This window comes from Vibrio qinghaiensis, assembly GCF_002257545.1.
Taxonomy (GTDB): Bacteria; Pseudomonadota; Gammaproteobacteria; order Enterobacterales; family Vibrionaceae; genus Vibrio; species Vibrio ordalii.
Genome location: NZ_CP022741.1, coordinates 2,269,122 through 2,288,099, shown reverse-complemented (window position 1 = coordinate 2,288,099; position 18,978 = coordinate 2,269,122). Strand labels below are relative to the sequence as shown.

The following is an 18,978-nucleotide window of genomic DNA, read 5'->3' as shown; positions in this document are numbered from 1 at the left end:
AGAGAAGCACAATGACGCCGAGTATGTGTTTACAAGATCTCATCGCCCCTTGGCTTGACCTCGATGGCCATTCTATTTCAACGTTGTCGGTGACTCGTTTAGTGCTCGATAGCCGTAAAATATCATCCAATGATACCTTTATTGCAGTGGTCGGCCATGCCATCGACGGAAGGCAGTTTATTGATAGCGCTACTCAAGCTGGGGCGAATCTGGTATTGGCTCAAGCGTGTGGGCAGCATCCGCATGGCAGTATGACTACGGTCAATGGCGTGTTAGTGATTTACCTTGCTGATCTAAACCAACATTTATCTCAACTGGCATCGCGGCTTTATCGTTCGAAGACCAGTACGTTGATTGGGGTTACGGGAACCAACGGTAAAACCACCATTACTCAATTAATCGCGCAGTGGATTGACTTGTTAGGCGATAAAGCGGCGGTGCTGGGTACGACGGGTAATGGTTTTCTTAACCATTTACAGCCTGCCGCCAATACCACAGGTAATGCCATTGAGGTCCAAGAAACACTCTATCAATTAGCGCAGCAAGGCGCTCGCTATACCGCGCTGGAAGTCTCTTCGCACGGATTAGTTCAAGGGCGAGTTCAAGCATTGAAGTTCGCTGTGGGCGTGTTTTCTAACTTAAGCCGCGATCATCTCGATTATCATGGCACCATGGAAGAGTACGCCAAAGCAAAGCTCTCCTTATTTACCGCTCATCACTGCCAACACGCTGTCATCAATGCCGACGATGCGGTGGGTGCGAGTTGGTTAGCACAGCTGAAAGCACCGATTGCTGTCTCTTTAAAGCAGCAACCGCAATGCGCTAAAGCGCTGTGGGCGAGCTCGGTCTCTTACAGTGATAATGGTATTTCATTAACCTTCGACGGCTACTATGGTCAAGGTGAATTGAGCGTGCCGTTGATTGGCGAATTTAACGCCAGCAATCTTCTACTCGCTTTTGCCACTATGCTGACTTTAGGGTTTGATAAACAAGCCTTGATGACAACGGCTTCTCAACTGCAGCCGGTCTTAGGGCGAATGGAACTCTTTCAAGCGCCAAATCGTGCGAAGATCGTCGTCGATTATGCACACACGCCCGATGCTTTGGAAAAAGCACTGTTGGCACTTCGCGTTCATTGCCAAGGTCAGCTATGGGCGATTTTTGGTTGTGGTGGCGACCGCGATAAAGGCAAACGTCCGATGATGGCCGAAATTGCAGAGCGCTGCGCCGATAAGATCATTTTGACCGACGATAACCCTCGTAGCGAAAAACCGGCAGACATTGTGCAAGATATGGTGGCAGGACTTAAGTTTGCAAGTCGCGCACACGTTGAGCACAATCGTTATGCTGCCGTGCAATACGCCCTGCAACACGCCGATCAGCAAGATATCATTTTATTGGCAGGCAAAGGGCATGAAGATTATCAAGTGATGGCCCATCAAACTATTCACTATTCGGATCGCGAAACGGCGCAAACCTTACTGGAGATAAGTGCATGATAGAAGTCTCTTTACAGCAATTGACGCACGTTTTGCAGGCACAATTAGTTGGTTGTGATATGACGGTGTCTGAGGTCTCGACCGACACGCGTCAAATCAAACCGGGTTCGCTCTTTGTTGCCTTGGTTGGTGATAAATTTGATGCTCATGAGTTTGCTGCACAAGCGGTTGCCTCTGGTGCAAAGGCGTTATTGGTTCAGCGCCCTTTGGCGGTTTCGGTTCCTCAGCTGGTGGTTACCGACACCAAACTGGCGTTAGGCCTGCTTGGCGCTTGGGTTCACCAACAGTGTCAAACACCGACCGCAGCGATTACAGGTAGTTGCGGTAAAACCACAGTCAAAGAGATGGTGGCAAATATTTTATCAGCCAAAGGCCGCGTGCTCTTTACTGCTGGCAATTTTAATAATGATATCGGCGTGCCGCTCACTCTGCTTCGCTCTGGTCTTAATGATGCGTATGCAGTGATTGAGTTAGGGGCGAATCATATTGGTGAAATTGCTTATACCACCTCTTTAGTGAAGCCGGATGTCGCATTGGTGAACAATGTTGCCGCGGCGCATCTGGAAGGTTTTGGCTCAATTGAGGGCGTAAAACAGGCGAAAGGTGAAATTTATCAAGGCCTTGCTTCAGGTGCGACAGCCATTATTAATTTAGAAAGCCACGGTGGTGAGCGGTGGAGCGCTATTTTAGCGGACAAAACCGTTAAAACCTTTTCCAGCCGTCAAATGGCAGATTTTTACGCCCGTGGTATTAGGCTTAACGAACAAGGTGAAGCTCAGTTTGAAATGATCACACCCGTCGGTCATATTGACATTGGGCTCAATATTGTGGGTGAACATAACGTTTCTAATGCGTTGGCGGCGGCGGCATTAGCCATTGAGTTGGGTGCAAATCTTGAAGAGGTGCAGTACGGACTTGCGCATCTGGCTCAGGTGAAAGGGCGTGTTGATGTCACCCAATTGAGCTCGACTGTGAAACTGATTGATGACAGTTACAATGCCAGTGTTCCAGCGATGAAAGCGGCGGTTGATCTACTTAACACTTTCTCTGCAAGGCGTTGGTTAATTTTAGGTAATATGGCCGAGTTGGGCGATGAAAGCCTTGCACTTCATCGTCAAGTCGGTGAACATGCTGCACCATTCCAGTTTGACTATGTCCTTACTTACGGTCGCGATGCAAAAGTGATCAGTGACCTATGCCATGGCCTCCATTTTGAAAGCCATGCGGACATGATTGCTTATATCGAGCAGCAATTATCACAATTCGATCAAGAGTCTCATACCTTACTTGTCAAAGGTGCAAACAGTGCGGGTATGAGTAAAATTGTGGCTGCTCTCAAGGAGAAATACTCATGATTATTTGGCTCGCGGATCTACTCCAGCCATACTTCTCTTTTTTTCGTCTGTTCGAATATCTCTCATTTCGGGCCATCGTCAGTATTTTAACCGCACTTGCTCTGTCGTTATGGATGGGGCCGCGCTTGATTAAACGTTTGCAACTACTGCAAATTGGTCAAGTGGTGCGTAACGACGGTCCAGAATCACACTTTAGTAAGCGTGGTACGCCAACCATGGGCGGTGTTATGATCCTCGCCTCTATCATTACTACCGTACTGCTGTGGACAGATCTCTCAAACCCTTACGTGTGGGCTGTACTCGCGGTGCTGCTTGGCTATGGCGTAGTCGGTTTTGTGGATGATTATCGCAAAGTGGTGCGTAAAAACAGTGATGGATTGATCGCGCGCTGGAAATACTTTTGGCAGTCGGCCATTGCGTTGATAGTGGCGTTTGCTCTCTATGCACATGGCAACGATACCGCAGCTACTCAGCTTGTGGTGCCTTTCTTTAAAGATGTGATGCCGCAACTGGGCTTGCTCTACATTGTGCTGACCTATTTTGTCATCGTCGGAACCAGTAACGCGGTGAACTTAACCGATGGTCTGGACGGTTTAGCCATCATGCCGACTGTTTTAGTTGCTGCCGGTTTTGCTGTGATTGCATGGGCAACTGGGAACGTCAATTTCGCCAGTTATCTGCATATTCCTTATGTTCCTTATGCCTCAGAGCTAGTGGTGGTGTGTACTGCAATTGTGGGGGCCGGTTTAGGTTTTCTGTGGTTCAACACTTATCCTGCACAAGTCTTTATGGGCGATGTGGGTTCACTCGCTCTAGGCGGTGCACTCGGTACAATTGCGGTGTTGGTTCGTCAAGAGTTTGTGTTAGTGATCATGGGCGGCGTGTTTGTGATGGAAACCTTGTCGGTGATTTTACAAGTTGGTTCCTACAAATTACGTGGTCAGCGTATTTTCCGGATGGCCCCTATCCATCACCACTATGAATTGAAAGGTTGGCCAGAACCACGTGTGATCGTCCGTTTTTGGATTATCTCAATTGTGTTGGTGTTAGTGGGTTTGGCTACACTAAAAGTGCGCTAGTGATAGAGCAAAACGGTGTTGAATGGAATGAAGATGGATCGTTGGCAAACTGTTAATAATGTGGTGGTCGTGGGGCTCGGTATGACGGGCCTCTCGGTGGTGAACTACCTTTTGAGTTTAGATCGCTCGCTCACGATTAAGGTGATCGACACGCGGGACAACCCGCCAGGTCGAGAGCATTTAAGCTCGCAAGTTGAGCTACATTGTGGCAGTTGGAACCAAGCTTGGCTACTTGACGCTGACTTGATTGTTACTAATCCAGGCATTGCTTTAGCTACGCCAGAGATTCAACAGGCGTTAGCGCAACATATTCCCGTGGTGGGTGATATTGAGCTCTTTGCTTGGCAGGTGGATAAGCCTGTTATCGCTATCACCGGATCCAACGGTAAGAGCACAGTGACGGATTTAACCGGAGTGCTTGCTAAAGCTGCAGGGGTTAAGGTTGCCGTTGGCGGCAATATTGGTGTGCCTGCTTTAGATCTACTTCAGCAAGAGGCCGATCTTTATGTGCTGGAGCTTTCAAGCTTCCAGCTAGAAACGACCTCAAGTTTAAAACTCGTCTCTGCTGCCTTTCTCAATCTGACTGAAGATCATATGGATCGCTACGATGGTATGGAATCGTATCGTCAAGCTAAATTGCGCATTTTTAAGTATGCGCAAGCGGCGGTCGTGAACGCCGATGATAGCCAGACGGAACCTCCCTCATTTTCAGGTCACATCGCACGTTTTTCCGTTGAACATGACGCCGACTATTGCACGCAAATGATTGATGGAAAATCGTTTTTAGTCGCGAAAGGCACGTCATTGTTGGCAAGCGAGGAGCTTAGCTTAGTGGGACGACACAATAGTGCCAACGTGCTCACTGTACTCGCACTGCTCGATTTGGCGGGTGTTGATTACTCATCTGCGCTTGATGCATTGAAATCTTACCGCGGGCTGACACATCGTTGTCAGGTTGTTGCTGATAATCACGGCGTAAAATGGGTCAATGACTCGAAAGCAACCAATGTCGCAAGCACCCAAGCGGCGTTGTCGGGGTTAAATTGCCAAGGGACTTTGTATCTGCTTGTGGGGGGCGTTGGCAAGGGCGCTGATTTCTCGCCATTAGCACCGATACTAAAAACATTGAACGTAAAACTGTGCTGTTTTGGCGTTGACGGTGAGCAATTCATGCCACTGCATCCATCGGCTCAGTTCTATTCATCGATGGAAGAGATTATCGTATCGATCAAGCCGCGGTTGCGTCGTGGTGATATGGTGATGCTTTCGCCTGCTTGTGCCAGTTTTGATCAGTTTAAAAACTTTATGGCCAGAGGTGACGCCTTTGCCGAGCTTGCACAGCGTTACGCTTAATCAACAGGAAATTGCATTTTGTCCTTTTCAAGCCTCATCAAAATGACTCGTCAATGGTTTCAGAGCCAAGCGCCTGAAGCCTTGTTTGATCGTCAATTGGTATGGATTGCTTTAGGTTTGATGCTGACTGGGCTGGTGATGGTGACATCGGCTTCGTTTCCTATCAGTTCGCGTTTAACGGATCAACCGTTTCACTTTATGTTTCGCCACGCCATTTTCTTGATGCTGGCCATTGTGACATCGAGTGTGGTGTTGCAAGTGCCAATGAAACGTTGGATGCAATACAGCTCGGTGCTACTTGGCGTCTCTTTTATGCTGCTGATTGTGGTTTTGCTCGCGGGCAAATCGGTCAATGGTGCCTCGCGCTGGATCCCTTTGGGGTTATTTAACCTGCAACCAGCAGAGGTGGCGAAACTGTCACTGTTTATTTTCATGGCTGGGTACTTAGTTCGTAAACAAGATGAAGTGAGGCAGACCTTTTTTGGTGGCTTCATGAAACCGATTATGGTGTTTGGAACCTTGGCCATCTTGCTGCTTGGTCAGCCAGATTTGGGAACCGTGGTTGTGATGTTGGTGACTCTGTTTGGCATGTTGTTTATTGCTGGGGCCAAACTGTCACAATTTATTGCGCTCATGGTGGCTGGAATTGTTGCGGTAATCGCACTGATTGCGGCAGAGCCTTACCGTATTCGCCGCGTGACTTCATTTCTTGACCCATGGGAAGACCCGTTTGGTAGCGGTTATCAATTGACTCAATCTCTGATGGCCTTTGGGCGCGGAGAGTGGTTTGGTCAAGGGCTTGGTAACTCGATACAAAAGCTAGAATACTTACCTGAAGCGCACACTGATTTCGTATTTGCAGTGCTGGCTGAAGAGCTCGGCTTTGTTGGTGTTGTACTAGTCCTACTGCTGATTTTTAGTCTGGTATTTAAAGCGGTGTTTATCGGTAAAAAAGCCTTTGAGCATGATCAGCAATTTGGTGGTTATTTGGCCTTTGGGATTGGAATTTGGTTTGCATTCCAAACGCTCATCAATGTTGGCGCTGCAGCGGGTATGGTGCCGACTAAGGGCCTGACGCTGCCTTTGATCAGTTACGGCGGTTCAAGTTTAATTATTATGTCGATTGCGGTGTCGATCTTGTTGAGAATTGATCATGAATGTCGACTCAAAGATCGCAATCGAGTGTCTATAGAAAAAGAATCCAATGACAAACAATAAACGTTTAATGGTTATGGCTGGTGGAACGGGGGGACATGTTTTCCCCGGCCTCGCTGTGGCTAAACAGCTCCAACAGCAAGGTTGGCAGATCCGCTGGCTAGGGACTGCGGATCGGATGGAAGCAGAATTAGTGCCTAAACATGGTATTGAGATCGACTTTATTCAGGTCAAAGGGTTACGTGGCCAAGGCATAGGGCGTTTGCTGAAAGCGCCTTTTCAAATTGTGAACGCGATTTTTCAAGCGCGTCGTTATTTGAAGCAGTGGCAACCTGATGCGGTGCTCGGCATGGGCGGATACGTTAGTGGCCCCGGTGGCGTGGCAGCCTGGTCTATGGGAATTCCCGTTGTGCTTCACGAGCAAAATGCCGTAGCAGGGTTAACCAACCGTTGGCTTTCGAAAATTGCCAAACGCGTATTTCAAGCCTTCCCCGGTGCCTTTACTGAGGCACAAGTCGTAGGTAACCCGGTACGTCAAGATGTCGCTACATTACCCGCACCGCAAGTGCGCTTTGCTGAGCGAAATGAACCGATCCGCATTCTCGTGATGGGCGGCAGCCAAGGTGCGCAGATTCTGAACCGAACTTTGCCTGACGTACTAGCTGTGCTTGGCGATGATTACCAAGTTTGCCATCAAGCAGGCAAGAATAATCAACAGTCGGTTGAGCAAGCTTATCGCGCGCTTCAGATCAAAAATGCACACGTTACCGAGTTCATTGAGGATGTGGCTGGCGCTTATGCGTGGGCTGATTTACTGGTGTGCCGCTCGGGAGCATTAACGGTTTCTGAAGTGGCAGCGGCCGGTGTTGGCGCTATATTTATCCCTTTTATGCATAAAGACCGACAGCAAGCGCTTAACGCGGATCACTTAGTCGCTTGTGGTGCGGCCAAAATGATTGAACAGCCGCAGCTCACAGTAGAAAAACTAGCGCAAGAGATTGCTTCTCTTGAGCGTCATGATTTGCTGTTGATGGCGCAACAAGCGCGTGCAGCCGCACAACTGGATGCTGATAAAGTCGTTGCCGACGCTATCATCGCACTTACCCAATAACGAGAAATTTTTCATGACCATTAAACATACTCAAGATTTAGCTCAAATCCGTGCCATGGTGCCAGAGATGCGCCGCGTCAAGTGTATTCACTTTGTCGGTATTGGTGGGGCGGGAATGAGCGGAATTGCAGAAGTATTGCTCAATGAAGGCTACCAAATTACCGGCTCAGATCTCGCTTCCAACCCTGTGACTGAAAGATTGGCAAATAAAGGGGCTATCATTTATATCGGTCATCAAGCCACTAATATTGAACTCGCCAGCGTGGTGGTAGTCTCTACTGCAATCGATGAGCTAAATCCTGAACTGAAAGCGGCGCGTGAGCGACGCATTCCTATTGTTCGTCGTGCAGAAATGTTGGCGGAATTAATGCGTTTTCGTCATGGCATTGCGGTGGCTGGTACGCATGGTAAAACAACGACTACGGCATTGGTTACGCAAATTTATTCTGAGGCTGGTTTAGATCCCACGTTTGTTAATGGCGGGTTAGTCAAAAGCGCCGGCACCAATGCGCGTTTGGGTTCAAGTCGGATTTTGATTGCTGAAGCTGACGAAAGTGATGCTTCATTCCTTCATCTTCAGCCTATGGTCAGTATCGTGACCAACATCGAAGCGGATCACATGGATACGTATGGCGGTGATTTTGAAACGCTCAAACAGACCTTCATCGATTTCCTACACAACCTGCCATTTTATGGTCAGGCGATATTATGTATTGATGATCCTGTTGTGCGTGAAATCATTCCACGTATCAGCCGTCAAGTGATCACCTACGGTTTTGCCGATGATGCCGATGTCAGGATTGAGAATTACCATCAGCAGGGGCAACAAGGCCAGTTTACGGTCGTCAGACAGGGACGAGCCAATCTGGATATCACGCTGAATATTCCAGGTCGTCATAATGCGCTTAATGCCTCCGCGGCTATTGCGGTAGCTACAGAAGACGATATTTGCGATGAAGCGATTTTAAAAGCGATGGCGAGCACCCAAGGCACTGGACGTCGTTTTGATCATCTTGGTGAGTTTGACACGGGCAATGGTGTTGTCATGCTTGTCGATGATTATGGTCATCACCCAACCGAGGTTGGAGTGACGATTAAGGCGGCGCGTAGCGGTTGGCAAGAAAAACGGCTAGTGATGATTTTCCAGCCCCATCGTTATAGCCGTACTCGTGATCTGTATGATGATTTTGCCAATGTTCTGGAGCAAGTCGATGTGCTGATCATGCTCGATGTCTATGCAGCAGGAGAAAAGCCGATTGCGGGAGCCGATGGCCGATCGCTGTGCCGAACGATACGCAGTCGCGGTAAAATTGATCCTATTTTTATTCCTGACAGTGCGATGCTACCTTCAGTTTTAGCTAATGTATTACAAGAGGGTGACCTTGTGTTGACGCAAGGAGCCGGCGATATCGGCAAGGTGGCGAAACATCTAGCGGCTCTCGAATTGAATGTCAATAAAATGCAACAGATTTAATTTAGAGCGCTTATTTGTGTATCAATATTGAATAACATGGTATCCAGTCCAGATTTCTTACTTTCAATGTTTGATACTTTCAGCGACCTCAGTATAATCCGGAGGTTAAAGTTAGTGCTTTTACCTCTATTGCAAACCAAATAGGGCACGAGATTGCGATTTGAAAACAGGAACATCAGGCTTTGTTAATGAATGTGTTCGATGAAAGCCGAGCTGTTTCCCGTTCGCCACTCATAAAAAATCACGCCTCTGGTGTTGTTTTTTTGTTTGTAGTGCTGCTGCTGATAAGTTCACTCGTTTATTCAACACTCAGTTGGATGTGGGACGAACAGCGGCTACCGCTTTCAAAGATTGTACTACAAGGTGATTTGCAATATGTATCTTCGCTAGATGTACAGCGCGCTTTTGCTCAGTTGGATCATATCGGTACTTTTATGTCGCAAGATATTAATGTACTTCAGTCGAGCGTACAGGCTATTCCGTGGGTAGCCCATGCATCGATTCGTAAACAGTGGCCTGACACTATAAAAGTGTTTCTGACAGAATATAGAGCAGTCGCGATTTGGAATGGCAACGCTTTGTTAGATGGATATGGCACAGTATTTAATGGCGATATTGGTCAATTGAACGGTGAAAGAGTCAAACTTTATGGCCCGCAAGGAACTAGCCAAGAAGTATTGAATGTTTGGAAGAGAACGAACCCTAAGTTTCAATTATTAAACTTAAATATATCGTCACTGTTACTCAATGATCGCCGAGCGTGGCAAATCATATTAGATAATGGTATTCGCTTAGAGTTAGGCAAAGAATCACTAGATGAACGAGTGGCTCGTTTTATTTCACTGTATAAGAATTTAGGCAATAAAACTGAACAAGTGAGCTATATCGATCTTAGATATGATACAGGAGCCGCAATAGGTTGGTTCCCTGAACAAGAAGCACAAGAGAGTAAAAATGACTAAGACCGCTGATGACAACATTATTGTTGGTCTTGATATAGGCACTGCTACCGTATCAGCTTTAGTTGGCGAAATACTGCCTGACGGTCAAATTAATATTATTGGCGCTGGTACCAGCCCATCCCGTGGGATGGATAAAGGGGGAGTTAACGATCTTGAATCGGTCGTTAAGTCTGTCCAAAGAGCGGTTGACCAAGCAGAATTAATGGCGGAATGCCAAATTAGTAATGTGTTTCTCTCTCTATCTGGGCGACATATTGCGAGCCGTATTGAAAAAGGCATGGGAACTATTTCAGATGAAGAAGTTTCTCAAGAGGATATGGATCGAGCGATTCATACCGCCAAATCAATAAAGATTGGGGAAGAGCAAAGAATATTGCACGTCATTCCTCAAGAATTTACGATTGATTACCAAGAGGGAATTAAAAACCCGCTTGGTTTATCAGGTGTACGCATGGAAGTGAGCGTGCATCTTATTTCTTGTCATAATGATATGGCGAGAAATATTATCAAAGCGGTAGAACGCTGTGGTTTAAAAGTTGAACAACTGGTTTACTCTGGCTTAGCGGCAAGTAATGCGGTTATCACTGAAGATGAGCGAGAATTAGGTGTGTGCGTGATTGATATAGGCGCAGGCACTATGGATGTCGCTATCTGGACTGGTGGTGCATTACGGCATACGGAAGTGTTTTCTTATGCGGGAAATGCAGTAACCAGTGATATTGCTTTTGCATTTGGCACACCAGTCAGTGATGCTGAAGAGATTAAAGTAAAATATGGCTGTGCGCTGAGTGAATTGGTAAGCAAGGATGATACCGTTAACGTCCCAAGTGTAGGAGGAAGACCTTCGCGAAGTTTGCAAAGACAAACCTTGTCGGAAGTGATTGAACCTCGCTACACTGAATTAATGGGATTAGTTAACCAAACTATAGATACTGTCCAAGACAAATTGCGCAAAAATGGTATTAAACACCATTTAGCGGCTGGTGTTGTTTTAACTGGCGGCGCTGCGCAAATTGAAGGTTTGGTTGAGTGTGCGGAACGCGTTTTCCGCAATCAAGTTCGCGTAGGCAAGCCTTTAGAGGTGAGTGGCCTTACAGATTACGTAAAAGAGCCGTATCATTCTACGGCGGTTGGTTTACTTCATTATGCGAAAGAGAGCCAAATTAATGACGACACGGAATACAGCGAACCGAAACGCCAATCCATGTCGAGCTTAATTGGTCGTTTGCGTAACTGGATACAAAAAGAGTTTTAACCTGAGTTGCAGGGAAAACGGAGATAACACATGTTTGAACCGATGATGGAAATGTCTGACGATGCTGTAATTAAAGTCGTTGGAGTTGGTGGTGGTGGCGGTAACGCTGTTGAACACATGGTGCGTGAGTCCATCGAAGGCGTGGAATTCATCAGTGTCAATACCGATGCGCAAGCACTTCGTAAAACAAGCGTAAGTAGCGTCATTCAAATTGGTGGTGATATCACTAAAGGTTTGGGTGCTGGTGCAAACCCGCAAGTTGGACGTGATGCAGCTCTAGAAGACAGAGAAAGAATTAAAGAAGTTCTGATGGGTGCCGATATGGTATTTATCGCAGCTGGTATGGGCGGTGGTACAGGTACTGGAGCAGCTCCTGTTATTGCAGAAGTTGCCAAAGAACTGGGTATCTTAACCGTAGCGGTTGTCACGAAACCTTTCAGTTTTGAAGGAAAAAAACGTTTGGCATTTGCTGAACAAGGCATTGAAGAGTTGTCAAAACACGTTGACTCTTTGATTACCATTCCTAATGAAAAACTACTGAAAGTATTAGGTCGTGGTATTACTTTGCTCGAAGCCTTTGCAAGCGCGAATGACGTGCTTAAAAATGCAGTACAAGGTATTGCTGAACTGATTACACGCCCAGGCATGATTAACGTGGACTTTGCTGACGTACGTACTGTGATGTCAGAAATGGGCCACGCTATGATGGGTAGTGGAGTGGCTCGCGGCGAAGATCGTGCAGAAGAAGCGGCAGAGATGGCAATTTCTAGCCCTCTTTTGGAAGATATTGATCTTGCAGGCGCTCGTGGCGTGTTGGTCAATATTACCGCTGGTTTGGATATGCGACTAGACGAATTTGAAACCGTCGGTAATACTGTTAAGGCGTTTGCGTCTGACAATGCGACAGTTGTCATCGGTACTTCGTTAGATCCTGATATGGCAGACGAAATTCGCGTGACTGTCGTTGCAACGGGTATTGGTAATGAGAAAAAGCCAGACATCACTTTAGTTGCAGGCGGTAAAGCCAAAGTCGCACCAGCAGTTCAGCCACAAATGGTTCAACAAGCAGCGAAAATCGAAGAAAAAACGGCACAACCTTTGCAGGAAAGAGCAGAAGTGAAACCGCAATCAGCATCGTCGTCAACTGTTTCATCTTCTTCCGGTGCAAGTCAAAATACGGCACCGAAAGCAGATAAGGAAAATGGATATCTTGATATCCCAGCATTTTTACGTCGTCAGGCTGATTAACAATTAGACATAATTTGACACTGTTCAAAATTATGGTAGCATTCGCGGTCGGTGCTTTACCGACCGTGTTTTGTCGCACTGACATAGAGGCAAGTAGATGATCAGACAACGAACTCTGAAAGAAATAGTGAAAACAACTGGGGTGGGCTTACACTCTGGTCGTAAAGTCACATTAACGCTTCGCCCTGCTGCTGCAAACACGGGGATCATTTACCGCCGTACTGATGTCAATCCACCAGTAGACTTCCCAGCGGATCCTGAATCTGTTCGCGATACCATGCTATGCACTGCTTTGGTCAACGATGAAGGTATTCGTATCTCTACCGTTGAGCACTTAAATGCAGCATTAGCGGGCATGGGAATCGACAACGTTATCATCGAAGTTGACGCACCCGAAATTCCGATTATGGATGGTAGCGCTAGTCCTTTTGTTTACTTGCTGCAACAAGCAGGTATTCAAACGCTGAATACACCAAAACGTTTTATTCGAATTAAGAAACCAGTTCGATTTGAAGATGGTGATAAGTGGGCAGAACTTGTACCTCATAACGGTTTTCGTATGGATTTTGAGATTGATTTTCAACATCCCGCTATCGATTCTGATGAGCAACGCATGGTGTTTGATTTTTCCTCGCAAGGTTTCGTCAAGGAAATTTCAAGAGCTCGTACTTTTGGTTTCATGCGTGACATTGAGTACCTACAATCGCAAAACCTCTGTTTAGGTGGCAGCTTTGATTGCGCCATCGTATTAGATGAATACCGTATTCTTAATGAAGAAGGTTTGCGTTTTGCCAATGAGTTTGTCACTCATAAAGTATTGGATGCCATTGGTGACTTGTACATGTGTGGTCATTCCATTGTGGGTGAGTTCCGTGCTTATAAATCAGGCCATGGTTTAAATAACCAGCTACTGCGTGCGGTCTTAGCCGACCAAGAGGCGTGGGAATGGGCTACTTTTGAAGAAGAAGTTGGCTCTCCAGTAGCGTTTGCTGAACCGAATATGGTTCTCGCTTAGGCGCAATGTTTAAATAAAAAGGCCAGACAATTGTCTGGCCTTTTTATTTAAGTTGATTCATCGATGACGCTTATTTGGGCCTAGCCAATTTCGCCAAATTTTCCAAACGTTTTTTGACTTTAGGGGAAGCGCTACTCGCCACCATCAATAATGCTTGCGCCGTATTTTCAGATAGTGGTGGGCGAGCGACCGTTTCTTTTTCTTCTTTCATACCACGATTACGATAGAGCGCTGGGTTTATCTTGAGCTCAATGCTGATCAATTTGGCAAATCCTTGGTTGCGTAACTGATTCAAAATGTGTAATCGGTCATAATCAAGCTTCATTTTTATCGATGCACTGGCCACTTCAACGATTAAGTGACCGCCGCGAATGTTAGCGGCTCGGACATGATCGGCCGTTCCTTTGGGAAGCAACTTATTGAGCACTTTATTTAAAGCGAGGATCTCGGTGGCATGTTGCTGTATTTTCTTTAGAGATGAATCGCTGATCAGCTCTTTGGTTAACGTGGGACGGTGATCGCGCATGGAGTCTCCCTCTTAAGTTGCCATTCAATTCTATTGTGGTGCCTAGGATGCGTATAGTAATAAATCGATTTTATTGCTTAAACAGTGCTCAAAAAGCGTAAAAATATTAAGTGTGCTTCAAACAAACAGTTTTGCTATTGGTTGTTGCTGCAAAAATTCCTTACACTATGCGTTACATAATTATTTAATACCTTGAAAATAAACCTCACCGTCACAATATCTGTGATACATGATTTATCTCAGTATCCTTAGTTCAAAACTGGTAGAGACTGACGGCATTAAGAGTAGATCGAAAACGATCTAATAAAGAGAGATTCCTGACACATGATAACTAAGCTACTGACAAAGGTTATTGGCAGTCGCAATGACAGAACGCTGCGCCGCCTTAAAAAAATTGTCAAAGAGATCAACAGCTACGAGCCTACTTTTGAAGCGCTAACTGATGAAGAATTAAAAGCCAAAACGGTTGAGTTTCGTCAACGTTTAGAGCAAGGTGAAACCTTAGACCAATTACTTCCTGAAGCATTTGCCACCGTGCGTGAAGCGTCCAAGCGCGTATATGGTATGCGTCACTTCGACGTACAGTTGATCGGCGGTATGGTTCTCAACGCGGGTCAAATCGCAGAAATGCGCACTGGTGAAGGTAAAACGTTAACCGCGACTTTGCCTGCGTATCTCAACGCCTTGCCTGGCAAAGGCGTGCACATTGTTACTGTCAACGATTATCTTGCTAAGCGTGACGCAGAAACAAACCGCCCACTGTTTGAATTTTTAGGCATGACGGTCGGCATTAACGTACCGAATATGCCACCACAAGAGAAAAAACTTTCTTATCAAGCGGACATTCTTTACGGGACCAATAACGAGTTTGGTTTTGATTACTTACGCGACAACATGGCTTTCCGTAAAGAAGATCGAGTACAGCGTGAACGTTTCTTTGCCGTAGTCGATGAAGTGGACTCAATTCTTATTGATGAGGCGCGAACGCCACTGATCATCTCAGGCCCTGCCGAAGATAGTTCTGAGTTGTACATCCGCATTAATACCCTCATTCCACTTCTGCAAAAGCAAGATAAAGAAGACTCTGAAGAGTATCGTGGTGATGGTCACTACACGGTTGATGAAAAATCAAAACAAGTTCATTTGACTGAAACGGGCCAAGAGTTTGTTGAAGAGTTGATGGTGAAAAATGGTTTGATGGAAGAGGGCGATACTCTTTATTCACCAGCCAACATTAGTTTGCTACACCATGTCAATGCCGCATTGCGTGCGCACGTGCTATTTGAGAAAAATGTCGATTACATCGTGACAGAAGAGAGTGAAGTGGTCATCGTTGATGAGCACACTGGCCGTACCATGCCTGGTCGCCGTTGGTCTGAAGGTTTACACCAAGCTGTCGAGGCGAAAGAAGGTGTTAAAATCCAAAACGAGAACCAGACTCTTGCGTCGATCACCTTCCAAAACTATTTCCGTTTATACGAAAAACTTTCTGGTATGACGGGCACTGCCGATACTGAGGCGTTTGAATTCCAATCGATTTATGGTTTGGAAACCGTGGTAGTTCCAACCAATAGACCTATGGTTCGTAACGATATGCCAGATGTGGTGTATCGCACTGAAGCTGAAAAATTTGCAGCGATCATTGAAGATATCAAAGCGCGTGTTGCGAAAGGGCAGCCCACGCTAGTTGGTACGGTTTCGATTGAGAAATCTGAATTGCTTTCTAATGCGTTAAAAGAAGCTAAAGTGAAACATAACGTACTTAACGCGAAATTCCATGAAAAAGAAGCTGAAATTGTAGCGCAAGCTGGTACTCCAGGGGCCGTTACGATTGCGACTAACATGGCAGGTCGTGGTACAGATATCGTATTGGGCGGTAGCTGGCAGGCACAAATTGAGCAGCTAGAGAATCCAACACAAGAGCAGATCGATGAGATCAAAGCGAAGTGGAAAGAGGTTCATAACCAAGTGTTAGCCGCTGGTGGTCTGCACATTATTGGTACTGAACGCCACGAATCTCGTCGTATCGATAACCAGTTACGGGGTCGTTCTGGTCGTCAAGGGGATGCGGGTTCTTCACGTTTCTATCTATCGATGGAAGATTCACTGCTGCGTATCTTTACCTCAGATCGTATGGCAAGCCTTATCCAAAGTGGTATGGATGAAGGTGAAGCGATCGAAAGTAAGATGCTTTCTCGCTCGATCGAAAAAGCGCAACGTAAAGTCGAAGGACGTAACTTTGATATTCGTAAACAGCTTCTTGAATACGATGATGTGGCTAACGATCAACGTAAAGTAGTTTATGAGCTGCGTGATGAGCTCATGGAAGCAGACGATATCAGCGAAATGATTGAGCAGAATCGTCAAGATGTTTTGACTTCCGTTATTGATGAATACATTCCGCCACAATCGCTCGAAGATATGTGGGATGTTAAAGGGTTGGAAAATCGTTTGAAAAACGATTTTGATTTAGAGCTGCCATTACAGCAATGGTTAGATGCTGATGATAAATTGTACGAAGAAGCGCTGCGCGAACGTATTCTTGAACAAGCGGTTAGCGTATATCGTGAAAAAGAGGAAACGGTCGGGGCTTCGGTTCTGCGTAACTTTGAAAAATCAGTCATGCTACAAACTCTGGATACCTTGTGGAAAGAGCATCTAGCGGCGATGGATCACTTGCGCCAAGGTATTCACCTACGTGGCTACGCGCAGAAAAACCCAAAACAAGAGTACAAGCGTGAGTCGTTTGAGCTGTTTGAAGAGCTACTGGATTCTTTGAAAACTGATGTAATTACCATCTTGTCTAAGGTACGCGTACAACAGCAAGAAGAAGTTGAACGTATGGAAGCACAGCGTCAAGCGCAGGCGGAAGAAGCCGCGCGTCGCCAACAGTTCCAGCACCAAAGTGCCGACAGTTCGGTTGCAGATGAAGCTTCTGAAGATGAAGGGCACCAGCCTATGGTTCGTGAAGAGCGTAAAGTCGGTCGTAATGAGCCTTGCCCTTGTGGTAGCGGTAAAAAGTACAAACAGTGCCACGGACAGATCAACTGATCCCTTGAATGATCACTCCAAGAGTCGCTTAGGCGACTCTTTTTTTAACTCAATATTTCTCATCTTTATTTTCTAGGTTGGGAAGTCGCCGAATCGGAGTCTTTATGAAACGCGTTCATATTGTTGCGGCTATTATTTTTAATAGCGATAAATCAGAAATTTACATTACCAAACGACCAGATCATCTTCACAAAGGCGGTTTTTGGGAGTTCCCTGGCGGCAAAGTTGAAGCGGGCGAAACGATTGAACAAGCCATTTGCCGCGAGCTCGATGAAGAGATTGGTATTCATATTACTGAGCAATCTCCTTACCAATACCTTGAGTTTGACTATTCAGACAAGTCCTTAACTTTTGATTTTATTTGCGTGACACAATTTGATCATCAGCCGTATGGTAAAGAAGGGCAGCAAGGAGAATGGGTAGCGGTTTCTGAGTTGGCAAACTATTCATTTCCTGAAGCCAATACGCCTATCGTTGAGCGCGTCATGAAAGAGTTTGCCTAAGTCGCTAGCCACCACAAGCAAATATTGATAGTTTACAGAAACACCTTGAATGAAGAGAAACGATGCAAGCTTAAGCTGATGTCGTCACAATGGAGAATAACGCAATGGTGAGAATTGCGATTGCAGGAGCGGCGGGTCGAATGGGCCGCAATTTGGTGAAAGCCACTTATCAAAATAACCATGCTCGAGTGGGTGCGGGCTCAGAGCGTCCTGAGTCCTCGTTGGTTGGTGTTGATATCGGTGAGTTATGCGGTGAAGGGCGATTTGATATCGCCTTGGTGGATAACCTAGAAAATGCCGTAGAGAACTTCGACGTCATTATCGATTTTACGGCGCCAGTGAGCACCTTAGCCAATATTGAGTTATGCAAAAAACACGGTAAGAAGCTAGTGATTGGCACTACTGGCTTTTCTGATGCTGAAAAAGCACAAATCAATGCTGCCGCACAACAGGTTGCGATTGTCATGGCTCCTAACTACAGCGTTGGGGTTAACCTTGTTTTCAAGCTGCTTGAAAAAGCGGCTAGAGTGATGGGCGATTACTGTGATATCGAGATCATTGAAGCCCACCATCGTCATAAAGTGGATGCTCCGTCAGGAACCGCAATTGGCATGGGAGAGGCGATAGCTAATGCTATGGGTAACCAACTGAGTGACGTTGCCGTCTATGCGCGAGAAGGTATTACCGGTGAACGTACTAAAAATGAGATTGGTTTTGCTACGATTCGTGCTGGCGATATCGTGGGTGAGCATACCGCGATGTTCGCGGATATTGGCGAACGTGTAGAAATTACCCATAAAGCGACGGATCGCATGACTTTTGCCAACGGTGCAGTGAGAGCGGCGGTTTGGCTTGCTGATAAACCTGCCGGTTTTTATAGCATGGCTGATGTGTTAGGCTTGAACGATCTTTAATTACATAATTATGCGTCAGTATTTACTGGCGCATCCTTGTTGCCTCTCTTTTTTCTGATTTAATTATCTCTCATTATTTTCAATTTATCGGCTTACTTTTGTTGTCTTTTGGTGGGTTGGTCCTCCATTTTTGTTTTAGATGCCTAAAATTCATCTTGTTCTCTGCTTGATTAACGTTTGCGTGATTTTGTTTGCCGTTGATTGCCTAAAATGAATCAAGGGATCTCACTTTGCTCATGATAATTCCTCCATTCTCCTCTTTTTAATCAATAAACATATCTTTTTGCTGCCTTAGATTCGCTTTTAATCTCTAATGCTCTAAATGTTGCTTTAATTTATTATGAAATGTTGACAGTAATCATGGTGGTCATTAGAATACCGCCAATTTGTCTAAATCCCCCTATGGCGCTATTTTGTAGCCTTAAGGAAGACGAATTTGCAGTTTAATTTATATTTTTTGCATTTTTATTCTGGAGGT

The 18,978-nt window shown here is 45.9% G+C and carries 15 protein-coding genes; 14 read left to right on the top strand and 1 reads right to left on the bottom strand.

What is annotated here, in order from left to right; genetic code table 11:
- Positions 1 to 11 precede the first annotated feature (11 nt).
- The 11 genes from murE to lpxC all read left to right on the top strand — a co-directional run bounded on the left by murE (position 12) and on the right by lpxC (position 13,506).
- A complete protein-coding gene (murE, locus tag CCZ37_RS10545) occupies positions 12 to 1,499 on the top strand; it encodes a UDP-N-acetylmuramoyl-L-alanyl-D-glutamate--2,6-diaminopimelate ligase (RefSeq protein ID WP_094500491.1) in 1,488 nt (495 codons plus the stop codon).
- Positions 1,496 to 2,854, top strand: coding sequence for a UDP-N-acetylmuramoyl-tripeptide--D-alanyl-D-alanine ligase (locus tag CCZ37_RS10540; protein ID WP_094500490.1), 1,359 nt, complete (start codon positions 1,496 to 1,498; stop codon positions 2,852 to 2,854). Before murE ends, CCZ37_RS10540 begins: the two co-directional genes overlap by 4 nt.
- Positions 2,851 to 3,933, top strand: a complete 1,083-nt coding sequence (gene mraY, locus CCZ37_RS10535; protein ID WP_013856079.1) for a phospho-N-acetylmuramoyl-pentapeptide-transferase — start codon at positions 2,851 to 2,853, stop codon at positions 3,931 to 3,933. Before CCZ37_RS10540 ends, mraY begins: the two co-directional genes overlap by 4 nt.
- A gap of 15 nt (positions 3,934 to 3,948) precedes the next feature.
- Complete coding sequence (murD, locus tag CCZ37_RS10530) at positions 3,949 to 5,286, top strand: UDP-N-acetylmuramoyl-L-alanine--D-glutamate ligase (protein ID WP_094500489.1); 1,338 nt, start codon at positions 3,949 to 3,951, stop codon at positions 5,284 to 5,286.
- Positions 5,287 to 5,328: 42 nt separating this feature from the next.
- Positions 5,329 to 6,504, top strand: a complete 1,176-nt coding sequence (gene ftsW, locus CCZ37_RS10525) for a cell division protein FtsW (protein ID WP_094500488.1) — start codon at positions 5,329 to 5,331, stop codon at positions 6,502 to 6,504.
- Positions 6,491 to 7,552, top strand: coding sequence for an undecaprenyldiphospho-muramoylpentapeptide beta-N-acetylglucosaminyltransferase (gene murG, locus CCZ37_RS10520; protein WP_094500487.1), 1,062 nt, complete (start codon positions 6,491 to 6,493; stop codon positions 7,550 to 7,552). The genes ftsW and murG overlap by 14 nt, the downstream gene beginning before the upstream one ends.
- Positions 7,553 to 7,565: 13 nt before the next feature.
- Positions 7,566 to 9,026: a UDP-N-acetylmuramate--L-alanine ligase gene (gene murC / locus CCZ37_RS10515; protein ID WP_094500486.1), complete on the top strand. Its 1,461-nt coding sequence runs from the start codon at positions 7,566 to 7,568 to the stop codon at positions 9,024 to 9,026.
- 188 nt (positions 9,027 to 9,214) lie between these two features.
- The gene (locus CCZ37_RS10510; RefSeq protein ID WP_010317996.1) at positions 9,215 to 9,988 is read left to right on the top strand and encodes a cell division protein FtsQ/DivIB; all 774 of its coding nucleotides are present in this window, start codon (positions 9,215 to 9,217) and stop codon (positions 9,986 to 9,988) included.
- A complete protein-coding gene (gene ftsA / locus CCZ37_RS10505; RefSeq protein ID WP_010317995.1) occupies positions 9,981 to 11,243 on the top strand; it encodes a cell division protein FtsA in 1,263 nt (420 codons plus the stop codon). Before CCZ37_RS10510 ends, ftsA begins: the two co-directional genes overlap by 8 nt.
- Positions 11,244 to 11,273: 30 nt before the next feature.
- The gene (gene ftsZ / locus CCZ37_RS10500) at positions 11,274 to 12,491 is read left to right on the top strand and encodes a cell division protein FtsZ (protein WP_017042647.1); all 1,218 of its coding nucleotides are present in this window, start codon (positions 11,274 to 11,276) and stop codon (positions 12,489 to 12,491) included.
- Between the two features lie 97 nt (positions 12,492 to 12,588).
- Entirely contained in the window at positions 12,589 to 13,506 is a 918-nt protein-coding gene (lpxC, locus tag CCZ37_RS10495) for a UDP-3-O-acyl-N-acetylglucosamine deacetylase (RefSeq protein WP_010317993.1), read from the top strand.
- A 70-nt stretch (positions 13,507 to 13,576) separates the two neighbouring features.
- Here the strand turns inward: lpxC and CCZ37_RS10490 are convergent, their stop codons facing one another.
- On the bottom strand, positions 13,577 to 14,032 hold the full coding sequence (locus CCZ37_RS10490) for a DUF721 domain-containing protein (protein WP_010317992.1): 456 nt from the start codon (positions 14,030 to 14,032) through the stop codon (positions 13,577 to 13,579).
- A gap of 324 nt (positions 14,033 to 14,356) precedes the next feature.
- Here CCZ37_RS10490 and secA point away from each other — a divergent pair, with 324 nt between their 5' ends.
- The 3 genes from secA to dapB all read left to right on the top strand — a co-directional run bounded on the left by secA (position 14,357) and on the right by dapB (position 18,500).
- Positions 14,357 to 17,083 carry a preprotein translocase subunit SecA gene (gene secA / locus CCZ37_RS10485; protein WP_094500485.1) on the top strand — a complete coding sequence of 909 codons (2,727 nt, stop codon included), beginning with the start codon at positions 14,357 to 14,359 and terminating at the stop codon, positions 17,081 to 17,083.
- Between the two features lie 104 nt (positions 17,084 to 17,187).
- Positions 17,188 to 17,586, top strand: coding sequence for an 8-oxo-dGTP diphosphatase MutT (gene mutT / locus CCZ37_RS10480; RefSeq protein WP_010317990.1), 399 nt, complete (start codon positions 17,188 to 17,190; stop codon positions 17,584 to 17,586).
- An 89-nt stretch (positions 17,587 to 17,675) separates the two neighbouring features.
- Positions 17,676 to 18,500 carry a 4-hydroxy-tetrahydrodipicolinate reductase gene (dapB, locus tag CCZ37_RS10475; RefSeq protein WP_208613914.1) on the top strand — a complete coding sequence of 275 codons (825 nt, stop codon included), beginning with the start codon at positions 17,676 to 17,678 and terminating at the stop codon, positions 18,498 to 18,500.
- Positions 18,501 to 18,978: the final 478 nt, after the last annotated feature.